Genomic DNA, 13,244 nt, shown 5'->3' on the forward strand with positions numbered 1-13,244 from the left:
GCTGGAATCCATGCCGTTGAAGGACGTGGGCGAGTGGCTGGTGACGCAGACGGGCTACGGCGATCTGAACGCCTTGTCCGAGCCGCAACTGGCGCAATTGGTGAAAGCCTTCCGTCATGACGCCTGCGGCGCCAACCGTTACCTTGCTGATTTAACGGAAAACGGGACGCCTATGACACTGCCACTGACCATGGTGGCGGCGCAAGACGATCCCCTGACGCCGCAGTATCGGGAGCAATACCTGGGATGGAGCAAGGTGTGCGAGTCAGTAGCGTTGATTGAGCTGGCTGACGGCGGCCATTACTTCTGCCGGACCAAACCGGCGGAAACCGCCGCAGCGGTCAGCGAACTGATGCGACTGTCCAAATAACGTTAAGGCCCCACTCCAGACGGCGTGGGGCCTTTTTGCGACTTGCGTATTAATAACAACACATGAAATCAAGGATCAGACATGAAACTGGCCATATTGCCATTGCCGTTTAATCTGGACGTTGCGCAGTCCATTCTCAGCCAGGCGGGAAACTGTGCGCACGAGTTTGTGTTTATCGACATGCAGGAGCGGATTGATCGCATTCCCGCTTCCTGGTGGCCGCAAAACGCCAAAGCTGTGGCCTGCTCCCCCTCCGACGTGGACGCCGTGATCAGACTTGTGGAGGCGGAAGCCTGTACACAGGTTATCTCCACCGCTGAAGCCGGACTGACCATCGCCGCCAAGGTGCGCAAGCACTTCGGCTTTGCAGGGCATAGCGAAGACGTGGAGCTGTTCAGCATTGATAAAAGCCTGATGCGCCACACTCTGGTGGAAAAGGGTCTGTCCTCGGTTCAGTCGTTCAGAACCACCGTCGCCGAACTGGCGGAAGCATTGCTCTCCGTCGACTTTCCGGTTGTCGTCAAACCGGTGCGCCTGGGAGGAAGCATTTGTGTGCAACTGCTGTCTTCCTATCCGGAAGTGGAAGGTTATCTGGAGCGCGTTCGCAGCCATCCCTATGGTGGCGATAAAACCGAGCTTACCGTGGAAAGCTATATCGGCGGTAAAGAGTTCAGCGTGGAAGGGCAGGTCTTTGATGGCCAGGTCTACTATTACGGTCTGACGGAGAAGCGGACGACGGATGCTCCGTATTTTGTCGAAACCGGCCACACTTTCTACACTCGCCATCCCCACCTGGAAACGTTCGCTGATTATTTCCAGCAGGTATTTGAGGCGCTGGGCATGCGCAACTGCCCCTTCCATGTTGAGTTCAAAGTGGACGGCGACAAGATAGAAATCATAGAGCTGCACTCTCGCTTCGGCGGCGACTTTATTACCGACCTGATCCATTTCAGCACAGGCGCGGAAGTGTTTGCGGATCAGTTTAATTTCCTTGCGGATAAAACTGTTCCTGCGCCGATCAAGGCCCAGGATCGTCTGGTCAGCATTGAGTTCGTCATGGCGCAGGAAGGCGAGTTAAAGGCCTTCACATTTCCTGCTCAGTTCGAAAGCAGCGTGAACGTTCTCAAACAAAAGCAAGACGCGCGCATTGGCGACAAGATCAAGTCCAGCACGGGATTCTATGACCGGATTGGCTGGATGATCTTTGAATCCGACAATCCGCAAAGCCGGGATGAGCATCTGAAGCTGTTCACCCCAGTTGTGACCGTAGGTTGAAGCGGCGGCGTTATGTCCAGCCTTGAAAAAATTTGCAGTGAGGGAGCCCTTTAGTATGGAAAGTGTGGCCGCAAAACCGGATGACAGCTCCGGACAGCCATTAAACTCGGAGTTAAGACAAAAACACTTCCTGGACGGCGTGAAAGCCATGTCCCCGTTTATTCTCTCCGCCATCCCGATGGCGATGATCGCCGGGGCGTTGGGCGTCACCAGTGGACTGACGGGTTTGCAGACGCTGCTGCTGGCGATGCTGGCAAACTCGGGGACCATTCAGTTTGTCGTCTACATGATGCTGCAGGAGTCAGCGAGCTGGACGGTGGTTCTGCTGACGGTGCTCACATTGAGTCTGCGCATGATGATTTACAGCATCGTACTGCGGGACAAGGTCAATGATATTTCTCCCGGGTGGAAACTGGTGATGGGGTTTGGTCTGATCGACGCGCTGTTTTTTATCTTCGTGGAGAAGTTTAAAGACAAAGACGCGCCGGTGACGGCTCGCCAGTGGTTTTATTTGGGGGGATCGTTCTCCATTTATGGCGCCTGGACCGCCGCTACGGTGGTGGGCATTCTGGTCGGCTCTGCGCTGCTTGAGTGGGCGGGCTCCGGCGTTGATTTCCCCATGACCGCTCTGTTTGTCGCCATGCTGGCGTCCTGTCTGGTGGATAGAAAAGCCTACTGCATTGTTTCGGTTGCAGGCCTGACGGCGATACTGGCTCATCATGCGCCATACGGATTGGGAACCATTCTGGGGACGGTTGCGGGCGTCGCCGCCGGCGTGTTGTACAGTCGGTGGGTTCCGGTGAAAAACGCGGAAGCGGTTGTGGAAGAGGTTAAGGAAAGCTGAGATGGATATTTATATTCTGATTGCATTGATCGCAGTGTGTGCGTTTCTTCCCCGTTATCTGCCCTGGGTGGTCTGGGCCGGGAAACCCTTGCCTCCCAAAGTGGAAAACATTCTGCGCATGACGCCGGCGGCGGTCATTGCTGCGCTTGTCGCGCCGGCAGTGGTTTTCGTTGAGAAAGAGGTGTCTTTGAGCCTGTTGACGCACCCCTATTTTTTAGCGTCAGTGGCCACATTTGCGCTCATGTTGTTTACTAAACGGCTTATACTGTCCAGCTCGTTGGGCGTGGCCGTTTTTGTGCTTCTGAAAATGTTATAGCCAGCCCGTTTAGCCCCGGCGTCAGGCGCCGCCGCGCCGGGGTTGCCCAATGTCTGACAGGCGCATGCAATTTATCAAGGAATTTATGATGCAAGGCGATTTCAAAATAGCCGCGGCTCAGTTTGGCCCGGTGCGAGGGGATGTTGAGGAAAATACGCGGAGACATTTGCGGTTGATAGCGGCCGCCGCCGCAGAAGGCGCTAATGTGGTCATTTTTCCTGAGCTTTCTCTGACTGGGTATGAGCCGGATCTGGCGAGGGAGTTGGCGTTCACCGACACGGATTCTCGTCTGGCTCCGTTCCAGGCGGTGGCGCGAGAGCATGGCATGACGCTGATGGTTGGCGCGCCGGCGCAGGAAGGGCAAGGCAAGCCTCACATAGGCCTTTTTGTCATCAGCCCGGAAGCGCCGATATTTCATTACAGCAAAATGCACTTACATCCCGGCGAGGATCAGCACTTTGCGCCGGGCGCTGGCGAAAAGGTATTTGAGCTTCAAGGCGTTGCATTAGGGCTGGCGATCTGTGCGGATACCGGCGTCGCCACCCATGCCCGCAACACGGCCGCCGCTGGCGCCGACGCCTATTTGAGCTCGGTCTTGATTACCGCTGGGGGGTACGATGAAGACACCGCCAAACTACAGGATTACGCACAGACCCATGGCATGTGCGTGGTCATGGCTAACTTCAGCGGCCCCTCCGGCGGCTGGGAGCCAATCGGCAAAAGCGCGGTATGGAGCCCCAGAGGGGACCTGCTGGCCCAGGGGCCGCAAACCGGAGAAGCGCTGGTGATCGGCGTAAAAACCGAGGCGGGCTGGTCCGGTTACGTCAGAAGTATCTGAGGTAAAAAAGCCTTCATTGTCCGGTGACTGGCGTAATCGCCGTCACCGGCAGCGTGTATGATGTGTCGGGCGAATGCGTCAGTGTCTACAGGTGTAAAACGTCGCAGTAAGTGGGATGCAAAGCGCAACGATAACGGGTACTGAGTATGAACTTCGGCGCACATGTCGCGGGCTTGATAAAGGACGTCAATAGCGCGCTGGAAAAGGACAAAGCGGCGCTGGTGAATGAATTTGCGGCGTTGCTGGCGCGAGCAAAATCACTGTTTAAAACGGATCTTTTCGATTTTTGGCTGTCTCAGTTAGAAGAGACTCCCTGCTCAGAACTCCCCATCACGCATTATGGCGTCGCTAACGCCAGACGCATGTTGTCGTATTTTGATAAGCGAAAGCGGGATACCGTGGCCTGGCTGATTGCTGATATTTGCGAAAGTCTCTTCACCTACAGCAACAACGACGATGCCTGTCGAATGCAAAGCGATTTCCATTATTACTTCAATGTCTCCGCTGGCGCGGTGTTCAAGGAGAGTAAGCTTGGAGAGGTCCAGGGCTGCGCGCCCGAAAGCAGGGCGGACAGGCGGATCGCCAGGGTGTCCGATCTCTCTATTCCGCCTCAGGAACTCATCCCCTAGAGCTACCGTTTCCCTCAATCGGCGCCTAATTATTTTCGTTATCAAAAAGCTTCTACAATCGGCTGTTTTGCCGCGTAAATTAACGCAGTTCACCTGATAGAGGCGAAAATTGCGACTTGCGTCCGCCGGTTTAATCTTCTACATATTAAGTATGGGGACTGTAACAATTCCCCAGTGCATTTCTCGCTGTAATCAGTGCTCAGGACGTCCCTGGAAGTAGGTGGGACAGGACCTTATAAGAAATAAATAGAAAAGGAGACTGCTATGGCGGACACTCAGAGAACGCAGAATGTCGTTAAGCTTATGAAGGAGTACATCGAGCAACTGGAGCAAAGTGGAGAACTCGAGCGTCTGTTGGAACTCTCCCGGGCGCCCGGCGATAACGATCTGGAGTTGGCCGAACACTACAGTCGTGATCGGCGCTATACTCTCCGCCGCATTCGAGCGCGGGGAGCATGATAACTTTATCCACCGGAAACCTGCGGGTTATGGTTCCCGCGGGTTTCCCCGCTATCTGACGCAGCCCGCCTATGTCTTCTGGAATCGCCCTGCCTTTTTTCGATGAAATACACCAGTTGGCGGTGGATATCGTCAACGCCTCGGCGGAAGGCGACACCAAAGCGTTATGGAGCAATTATCAGGCGTTGCGAAAGCTGTGCGAAAACAACGAGTTCTCACCACGCAATCATCCTTTCCAGTGGGAGGCGTTGGCGGACTTTACCTGTGACCTCAATCAGGCGCTAAAGATCTATCGCAAGGCGCTTCGATACGCCAACGAGAAGAATCTGGTCGATTATTCCGCCTCCATTACTTTCGCCATGGCTAACCGGCTGTATGACGACGGCGAACGCGACGCCGCCCGCGAGCTGCTGATGGAGGCCGACAAGCTGGCGCAGTCCACTAACGATCTGGAATTGAGAAGAGAAATCAGCGCGTTGCTGCTGGCCTGCTGCGAATAGACTTTTCCACTCTAATTAGCTCTTAACTGCGGTAGCCAGGATAATAATCCGTGGTCGTTGAGTTGGGTTCCGTCAACCAGAGCTTTAGTCAACCAGAGTTTGACTCAATCAGAGATTTAATAGGGCTTCTTGCGCACGCCGAGGCGAAACAGCAGGGGAGATATTCCCCAGTTGACCACGACAAAAGCGACAAAGATAACTCCGATTTGCAGCAACGACAGGCCGAGCGTCTGTTGATAAGCGGCCAGGGGCAATACGGTTTCCAAAAATTGATCCAGAAATGGCGCCCGACTGCTGGGCGTCAGATTGATGCGGCGTTTACAGAAACTGGTGATGAGATCTCCAAGCATCGCCAGCAGAGCGATCGCGCAGCCGGTCATTATGGAAAAGCCCAGCAACGGCGCAGCCAGCGCGCTGATAAGGATCGCGGCGATGAGGCCCCGCCAGGTTTTTGCAGGGCCGAGCAGGGGACGGCCATCCTTGAAGCAGACGCCGAAATCAATGGCAAGGCCGCCACGATCACCCATTAGAAAACGGGCGAACACCGGGGCTCCATTAGCGATCAGTAAGAGCAGTAATACTCTCAGTTCAAGCATAGGGGCTGCAGTGGCGATGCCTAGTCGTCGACAGTCCCTAAAAGCTTAGCCGTGAATCACCGGCTTGTCAGACCGCACCGCCCTCAGTCGGCGAGCAGGTGCGCGGTTTGAATGCTGTACAGGTGCTGATACAGCCCCTCCAGCGCCATCAGTTGACGATGGTCGCCTTCCTCCACCAGCTTGCCATGATGCAGGACGATGATTTTGTCGGCATGACGAATCGTGGACAGCCGGTGTGCGATGACGATTAACGTCACTTCGCCGTGCAGGCGGTTAACTGCTTGCTGCACCCGCGCCTCACTTTCGCTGTCCACCGTGGCGGTCGCCTCGTCGAGAATCAATACTTTGGGCTTGCGCAGTAACGCCCGCGCCAGCGCCACCAAATGACGCTCGCCGTTGGACAGCCTTCCGCCGCGCTCGCCAAGAGGCGTGGCCAACCCCTGGGGCAGGCGTTGCAGCATGCTTTGGAGTCCGGCTTTGGTCAGCGCGTCGATCATCTCCTGTTCACTGTAGTTGCGGTCCAGGCGCAGATTGTCCGCCAGTGAGCCCTGGAACAGGAATGGTTCCTGCTCCACCAGACACACGTCCTGACGCAGACTGGCGGCGGAGATGGCGTTGAGCGGCTGATCGTCGATCAGGATTTCGCCTTGTTTGACCGGATAAAACCGAATCAGCAATTGCATCAGCGTACTTTTACCGCTGCCGGTGCGTCCGACCACGCCCAGCATGCCGCCGGCGGGAATATCCAGAGACACATCCTGCAATACCTGAGTTTCGCCGTTATAACTGAAATTGACATTGCGCAGGGTGATGCGGCCTTCCTTGATCTGGCCGACGCCATCGTAGCGCTCCGGCTCCGTATCCAGAAGTTCAAATACCCGCTGCCCGGCCACCAGAGACTGCTGCATGATGTTGAGGCGCTGGGTCAGCTCGATCAGTGGTTCGACGAAGCGGCCCAGATAGCTGATGAAGGCGTACAACACGCCAATCTCCACGGCGTCTTGCAGAGACTGGTTACCAAAGAAGTACACGATGGACGCCAGGGTCGCCATGGAGAACATGTCGATCAGGGCGCGCAACATCAGGCCGTCCAGTTTGACGTTCTTCACCCGCCAGCGGAAGTGTTCCTGAACGGTGCCGCGAAAGCGTTCATTGAAACGCTTTTGCTGATTCAGCAGCTGGATAATCGGCATGCCGTTGAGGGACTCGTGCAACTGCGCGTTGATATCGCTGAGCAGTGCGCGCACCCTCTGGAACATAGGCGTGCTGAGGCGTTGATACATCACCATGGCGCCCACCACCAGCGGCATTAACGCCAGACACACCAGCATAAGGCGGAAGTCGAGCACGGCCATCATGATGAAGATGCCGGTGACCAGCACCACGTTGGTGATGAAGTTGGCGATGACGTTCAGGAACAGCTCTTTGATGGCCTCTGTGTCATTGCTCAGGCGGGACACCAGCGCGCCGGTGGCGCTCTTGTCAAAATAGGACACTGGACGCGACAGCACGCTGTGAAACACGTCTTTGCGTAGTTTCTCCACCACTTGCAGAGCGATGCGACTGAACACCAGTGGCGCGCCATAGTGCGCCAGAGATCCTATTAACAATGACGCCACGTAGAACACGAACAGTTGCACGGAGCCTGAGTCCAGATAACGTCCGTGCGACAGATAATCGTCGATAAAATGCTTGATCAGGTAAGGCCCCAATACATCCATCGCCGTCGCCAGCAAGAGAATGGCGCAGCCGCCCATCCATAATTTCTTCCAGCTCGCGCTGGCGGCTAACAACCGTTTAAACACCCGCCACTGCATGAACCTATCCAACCCCGTACTTTGTTTATTCGATACTTATTAATTCAATAACCGGCCGCCGCAAACCAATGTTGAGCGGCCATGCTTTGTTCAGCGGTTACTCTTGTTGTACGACCCTGTCTTGCGGCTGCAGTCGGTCCAGATCCTGCTCGATCTGCTGCAGTTCATAAATCTGGCTGTACCAGCCGGCCTGCGCCACCAGTTCACTGTGATTGCCCTGTTCCCGAATATGCCCCTGGTCCAGCACCAGAATCTTATCGGCGTGACGCAGGGCGGACAGCCGATGGGAAACGATGATGGTCGTGGTGTCGCGGCGCGCTTCCTTCAGGTGTTGCAGGATGCGGTTTTCCGTGCCGGTATCCACAGCCGACAGCGCGTCGTCCAGGATCAGCACGGGCGCCTCGATAAGCAGCGCCCGCGACAACGCCAGACGTTGCTTCTGCCCACCGGACAAGGTGACGCCACGTTCGCCGACAACGGTCTCATAGCCGTTTTGGAATAACTCGATATCCTCATGCAGGGCTGCGAGCCCCGCCGCGTTTTCGACTTCTTCGCGGCTGGCTTCCGGACGGCCTAGGGACAGGTTCTCCTGCACGGTGGTGGAGAATAGGAAAGGCTCCTGAGGCACATAGGCGATATGCGCGCGAAACGCCGCCTGTTGATAGCGCTCCACAGACTCGCCGCCCCAGGCCACTGATCCGGGCGGCAACGCGTACTGACGCAGGAGAAGCTTGATCAGAGTGGTTTTGCCTGATCCGGTGGGCCCGGTTATCCCCAGAGTTTTTCCCGCCGCCAGATGAAAGTGGATGTCCCGTAGCGCCGCTTGTAGGGAAACTGTGTTCTGTTCCGCGTCGCCCGCAACGGGGTCCTGATCCGGGTAATGAAATTCGTCGATGGCCACCTGCAGAGACGTGTCCGACAGGGATGTCAGTTCTCCGGTATCGGGAATCTGCGGCGCCTCCGCCAGCAAACGATTGATGCGATCGTAAGCGGCGGAACCGCGCTCGGCGATATTCAGCATCCAGCCGAATGCGAACATGGGCCAGATCAGGTAGCCCAGGTACATAGTGAAGCTGGTGAGCTCACCCAACGTCAGCGTTTGCTGGTGAATCAGCCAGCCGCCGTAGGTGACGGCGGACAGGAACGACGCACCGATGGTCAGCACGATGGTGGGCTCGTACTTGGCGTCGGTGGCGGCCACTTTCATGTAAGCCTGGGTGGCGGTTTCCGCGGTTTCCGCGAACTGCCGCGCCATGGCCTCTTCCTGACCATAGGCTTTGATGGTGCGAATGCCGGAGATCGCTTCCTGACTCAGCTCCGTCAACGCGCCGAAGGAAGCTTGCGCGTCCGAAAATCCGGTATGCAGGCTGCGGCCGAACTGATACATGAAGATCGCCATGATCGGCCAGGGCAGCAGCGCCACCAGGGTAAGGTCCCAGCTCAGGGTGATCATCATGACCGCCAGCACGATGACGCCGGTCAGCAGGCCGTCAAACGTGGCCAGAATGCCTTCGCCCGCGGTCATCTGCAGGGCTTCGACGTCGTTGGTGGCGTGGGCCATGAGGTCGCCAGTGGTGTGTTTGCGGAAGTACTGCGGCGACATGGTGGTCCAGTGTCGGTACAGGTCCTGCCGGGTTTCCGCCGCCAGCTTATGGGAGGCTCCGAACAGGAAGATCCGCCACAGCACGCGGAAGATATAAATCAGCACCGCCAGCCCCAGCAATTCGCCCACTGTCATCATCAGGTAATCCGCATCCAGCGTCTGCTGCGCGATGCGGTCCACCAGCGTTCCAATCAAATGAGGCGGCAGCATCAACAATAGCGCCACCAGTGTTAGCATGATCACCGCCGCGAGATAGGGCGGCCAGTTGCGCAGGAAAAATCCCCGCAATTCCCAGAATATTTTCATTGGCTTTAACTGAAACTAAACGGCTCAGGTGTGCTGAGCAGGTAGATAATGAATGCGACCAGCAATGCGACGCTAAGGCTGATCCAGAGCCAGGGCGTCCGACGTTTGGGCGGTGCGGGCATGATCTGCTTTTCCAGATAGACGGCGAGCATATCCATGTTGCGCTGATTGGCTTTCCAGTAAATATCGAAGGCGTCGCCGATCAGCGGCGCCGCGCCGCCGAACACCTCGACGCCGATATTGGCGAGCATGCGCAGCAGCAGTCTTTTCGGCGCTTTGATGCGCCAGGCTTGCCACAACAAGTACAGGGACAGGCAACCGCCGACAATATCCCCCACCAGCGGCACAAGGCCGATCAGGGAGTCCCATCCGACGCGCACGCCAAGAACCGGGATGCGGAACTGAGCGTCCAGACGATACGCAAGCTTCCGCAAACGGGTCAGCGTTGCGCGCTGCTCGACGGAAATAGGCGTATGGGGCGTTGGTTCAGACATAGGGAGATGCAAATCCATCGTTATATTCGCGATCCTGCTGCGTCCATCGGTGGGCCGCAAAGATAGCCATTGTGCGGAGATAAGTCGCCGCTGGCAACCGTGTTTTTCGTCTTCCGGTGGTTTGCTTTTGGCGTGGGCGACGGCACAATACGGCGGGTTATCAGCCGCTTAGCATTTACCATTGCGGCCCGTCAGATGGGCGCAGCTGCAACCTATAGTGTGCGAAAGCGCTCAGGTGAATAGTGCGCAAAAGCCCTCAGGTGAACGCCCGGGCGGAAGCGGCGACCAATCGACGAACGTAAGAATAGACGTGTGTAAGCATAAACATGTGTAAGCATAAACAAGAGCAAGAATAACAGGAGACCGGTATGGCGTCCGAGCAGCGCTGCAGTTGGTGTGGGAACGATCCTCAATATGTAAGCTACCACGATCATGTCTGGGGACGACCGGTGAAGGACTCTCAGGAGCTGTTCGCCAAGTTGTGCCTGGATGGTCAGCAGGCGGGATTGTCCTGGATTACGATCCTGCGCAAACAGAAGAATTACGAGGAAGCCTTCGCGGACTTCGATCCGGAAGCCATCGTGCGCTTCACCGAAGAGGACGTCGAGCGCCTGTTGCAGAACCCCGGCATTGTGCGCAACCGCTTGAAAGTCCAGTCTATTATCAAGAATGCCCGCGGCTATCTGACGCTCAGGGATCAAGGAATTGAGTTTTCTCACTTTCTTTGGAACTTCGTGGGAGGCAAGCCCATCGTCAATCATCTGGAGTCCATGCAACAGGCGCCCACCAGTACGGACGTGTCTGACGCCATGTCCAAGGCGCTGAAAAAGGCGGGCTTCACATTTGTGGGAACCACCATCGTATACGCCTTCATGCAGGCCGTGGGAATGGTGAATGACCATATGACGTTCTGTCCTCAGCATCGCGAGTGCGCAGAACTGGCGGCGAAATTCAGCCTTTAAGGGTGATGGCGTCGCGACGGCGCAAAGTGGGTAGGCGCAAAATTGCGTTCCCGCTCGGTGTCCGCGCTGCGCAGGTGTGTTATCTTGGGCGCCCTTGCCGAAACGGTCGCCCGCTGAAGGCGTTGCGGAGCCTTTAATCCAATCGTTGTCCGGAGCTTTTTATGCTGAGTTTTCTGCCAGCCCCCCTCGTCGGCTGCCTGGCTTCATTGTCCCTGGCGATCAATACCATTTTCTGGTGTACGCTGTTGTACATCCCGGCCATTCTCAAGCTGATCATTCCCATTCCCGCATGGCGTAAGGCCTGCACCCGCTTGATTATCCTGATTTCCGAGGCCTGGATCGCCTGCAACAGCGGCTGGATGTCCTTGACTCAACGCACTCAGTGGAAGGTGGAAGGCCTAGAGGAACTGCAGCGGGAGGGCTGGTATCTGGTGGTCTGCAACCATCAAAGCTGGGTGGATATTTTCGCCATGCAGCACGTGCTTAACCGACGCATTCCTTTTCTTAAATTTTTCCTGAAAAAAGACCTGATCTGGGTGCCCGTCATCGGACTGGCCTGGTGGGGACTGGACTTTCCTTTCATGAGCCGGCACACTCCGGAGCAAATCGCCAAGCGTCCCGAGCTGAAAGGCAAGGACATGGAAACCACACGCAAAGCCTGTGAAAAGTTCCGCACGACGCCGGTAAGCGTGATGAACTTTGTCGAAGGCACCCGTTTCACCAAACGCAAACACGAACGCCAGCAGTCTCCCTATCAGTATCTGTTGAAGCCTAAGCTGGGCGGCGTGGCCTTTGTCCTGAGCGCTATGGGGGAATACATTCCCACCATGGTGGACATCACTATTCACTATCCCGGCGGCGCGCCGCGTCTGCGCGATTTTATGTGCGGTCGCGTGCCGGCGGTGGAAATGTACATTCGCCGCATCGCCATCCCCGAGGCGCTGAAGAGCCGCAATGTCGATGACGAGGCATTCAAACAGGAATTCAAAGAGTGGATGACGGCGTTATGGCGTGAAAAAGACGCCAAACTGGCGGCGCTTAATCAGTCAAAGCAAGCCTGAGTCCGCCTGTGTCGCAGTCCAGTCACTTAAAAGCAGATGTCTTGCTGCTGTTGGTTACTCTGTTGGCCGCAGCCGGCTGGATCTTCTCCAAGGAAGCGCTGGCCGGGTTGCCGCCCCTGTTGTTCATCGGTATACGCTTCTTCTGCGCCGGTGTGATCCTCGCGGCGGTGGGGCGGCGCGCGCTGATGTCGCTGTCCGCGAAGCAGTTACGGATCGCGTTGTCCACCGGCGTGTTGTTCGCCGCGGCCATGTGTCTGTGGATCTCCGGACTGTTTTACGGCGACCATGTGGGGGAAGGGGCCTTCATCACCAGTCTTGCCATGGTGCTGGCGCCTTTGGTGTCTCGCGTTATCTTCGGGGAAAAACTGGCGCTCGCCACTTGGCTGGCGTTACCTGTCGCTACTTGCGGACTGGCGTTGCTGTCATTGCGCAATGGCCTGCATCCAGGATTGGGACAGTTGTTTTTTCTTGCCTCTGCGGTGCTGTTTTCGCTCAACTTCACCTTGAATACCCACATGTCTGCGAAAGTGCCGGTCATCGCTCTGACCACCGTGCAGCTATTGACCGTCGGCGTCACGGCCTCGGGACTGTCCCTGGCGCTGGAAGAGTGGCCTCAACAGGTCAGCGCCGGCATCTGGGGATGGGTGGCCGCCAGCGCCGTCATCGCCACCAGCCTACGTTTCTTTTTACAGACCTTTGCGCAGAGCCTGACGCCCGTCAGCCATGCGGCGGTGATCATGACCATGGAGCCGGTGTTCACAACCCTGATGGCTTTGCTATGGTTGGGAGAAACCATGTCCGGCATGCAGATGCTGGGCTGTTTCCTGATATTCTCCGCGCTATTGATCAACCGCTGGCGCGCGGTGCGCGTGGCGTTTAAGGGATTGATGCGCTGAGACAAAGGAGAGACCACGAATGATTGAAATGACCCGGGATGAAAAACAGCAACTCGTTGCGAAAGTGAAAGACTACTTCGCCAGTGAGCTGGATCAGGAGATTGGCGGTTTTCAGGCGGAGTTTCTTATCGACTTTTTCGTGCGGGAAATCGGCCCGCTGGCCTACAACAAAGCCCTGGACGAAGCGGAAAATATCATTCGCATGCAGGTGGAGAACATCAGCGATGCGCTGTATGAGCTGCAACAGGCGCCCGCGGATTGATCTGAGCGTCCGCGGG

The 13,244-nt window shown here is 56.6% G+C and carries 16 protein-coding genes; 12 read left to right on the top strand and 4 right to left on the bottom strand.

All coding sequences use genetic code 11. The annotated features are described in order from the left end of the window. From KP814_RS13840 to KP814_RS13875, 8 genes are all read left to right on the top strand, one after another. On the top strand, nt 1-370 hold a 370-nt coding region (locus tag KP814_RS13840), incomplete at its 5' end, for an alpha/beta hydrolase (RefSeq protein WP_216737317.1). An 81-nt stretch (nt 371-451) separates the two neighbouring features. Further along, entirely contained in the window at nt 452-1,645 is a 1,194-nt protein-coding gene (locus KP814_RS13845; RefSeq protein ID WP_216737318.1) for an acetyl-CoA carboxylase biotin carboxylase subunit family protein, read from the top strand. Between the two features lie 55 nt (nt 1,646-1,700). Further along, on the top strand, nt 1,701-2,489 hold the full coding sequence (locus KP814_RS13850) for an AzlC family ABC transporter permease (RefSeq protein WP_216737319.1): 789 nt from the start codon (nt 1,701-1,703) through the stop codon (nt 2,487-2,489). Nucleotide 2,490: 1 nt separating this feature from the next. Continuing rightward, the gene (locus KP814_RS13855) at nt 2,491-2,805 is read left to right on the top strand and encodes an AzlD domain-containing protein (RefSeq protein WP_216737320.1); all 315 of its coding nucleotides are present in this window, start codon (nt 2,491-2,493) and stop codon (nt 2,803-2,805) included. 49 nt (nt 2,806-2,854) lie between these two features. Beyond that, on the top strand, nt 2,855-3,643 hold the full coding sequence (locus tag KP814_RS13860) for a carbon-nitrogen hydrolase family protein (RefSeq protein WP_216737321.1): 789 nt from the start codon (nt 2,855-2,857) through the stop codon (nt 3,641-3,643). Nucleotides 3,644-3,789: 146 nt separating this feature from the next. Next, on the top strand, nt 3,790-4,272 hold the full coding sequence (locus tag KP814_RS13865; protein ID WP_216737322.1) for a hypothetical protein: 483 nt from the start codon (nt 3,790-3,792) through the stop codon (nt 4,270-4,272). Between the two features lie 264 nt (nt 4,273-4,536). Continuing rightward, a complete protein-coding gene (locus tag KP814_RS13870; protein WP_216737323.1) occupies nt 4,537-4,731 on the top strand; it encodes a hypothetical protein in 195 nt (64 codons plus the stop codon). Nucleotides 4,732-4,802: 71 nt separating this feature from the next. Continuing rightward, nucleotides 4,803-5,231: a tetratricopeptide repeat protein gene (locus KP814_RS13875; RefSeq protein WP_216737324.1), complete on the top strand. Its 429-nt coding sequence runs from the start codon at nt 4,803-4,805 to the stop codon at nt 5,229-5,231. A 116-nt stretch (nt 5,232-5,347) separates the two neighbouring features. Here KP814_RS13875 and KP814_RS13880 read toward each other — a convergent pair whose 3' ends face one another. The 4 genes from KP814_RS13880 to KP814_RS13895 all read right to left on the bottom strand — a co-directional run bounded on the left by KP814_RS13880 (nt 5,348) and on the right by KP814_RS13895 (nt 10,047). Continuing rightward, nucleotides 5,348-5,827: a CDP-archaeol synthase gene (locus tag KP814_RS13880; protein WP_216737325.1), complete on the bottom strand. Its 480-nt coding sequence runs from the start codon at nt 5,825-5,827 to the stop codon at nt 5,348-5,350. An 83-nt stretch (nt 5,828-5,910) separates the two neighbouring features. Further along, complete coding sequence (locus tag KP814_RS13885) at nt 5,911-7,644, bottom strand: ABC transporter ATP-binding protein (protein WP_216737326.1); 1,734 nt, start codon at nt 7,642-7,644, stop codon at nt 5,911-5,913. A 97-nt stretch (nt 7,645-7,741) separates the two neighbouring features. Then, a complete protein-coding gene (locus KP814_RS13890; protein ID WP_216737327.1) occupies nt 7,742-9,553 on the bottom strand; it encodes an ABC transporter transmembrane domain-containing protein in 1,812 nt (603 codons plus the stop codon). A 5-nt stretch (nt 9,554-9,558) separates the two neighbouring features. After that, nucleotides 9,559-10,047, bottom strand: coding sequence for a DUF4112 domain-containing protein (locus KP814_RS13895; protein ID WP_216737328.1), 489 nt, complete (start codon nt 10,045-10,047; stop codon nt 9,559-9,561). Between the two features lie 368 nt (nt 10,048-10,415). Between KP814_RS13895 and KP814_RS13900 the strand changes: the two genes are divergently transcribed. The 4 genes from KP814_RS13900 (at nt 10,416) to KP814_RS13915 (ending at nt 13,228) form a co-directional block, all read left to right on the top strand. After that, complete coding sequence (locus KP814_RS13900; protein WP_216737329.1) at nt 10,416-11,009, top strand: DNA-3-methyladenine glycosylase I; 594 nt, start codon at nt 10,416-10,418, stop codon at nt 11,007-11,009. Nucleotides 11,010-11,170: 161 nt separating this feature from the next. Further along, nucleotides 11,171-12,070 carry an acyltransferase gene (locus KP814_RS13905; protein WP_216737330.1) on the top strand — a complete coding sequence of 300 codons (900 nt, stop codon included), beginning with the start codon at nt 11,171-11,173 and terminating at the stop codon, nt 12,068-12,070. Nucleotides 12,071-12,078: 8 nt separating this feature from the next. Next, complete coding sequence (locus KP814_RS13910) at nt 12,079-12,966, top strand: DMT family transporter (protein ID WP_216737331.1); 888 nt, start codon at nt 12,079-12,081, stop codon at nt 12,964-12,966. 19 nt (nt 12,967-12,985) lie between these two features. After that, nucleotides 12,986-13,228: a DUF2164 domain-containing protein gene (locus KP814_RS13915; protein WP_216737332.1), complete on the top strand. Its 243-nt coding sequence runs from the start codon at nt 12,986-12,988 to the stop codon at nt 13,226-13,228. Nucleotides 13,229-13,244 lie beyond the last annotated feature (16 nt).

The organism is Hahella sp. HN01 (assembly GCF_018986435.1).
Taxonomy (GTDB): domain Bacteria; phylum Pseudomonadota; class Gammaproteobacteria; order Pseudomonadales; family Oleiphilaceae; genus Hahella.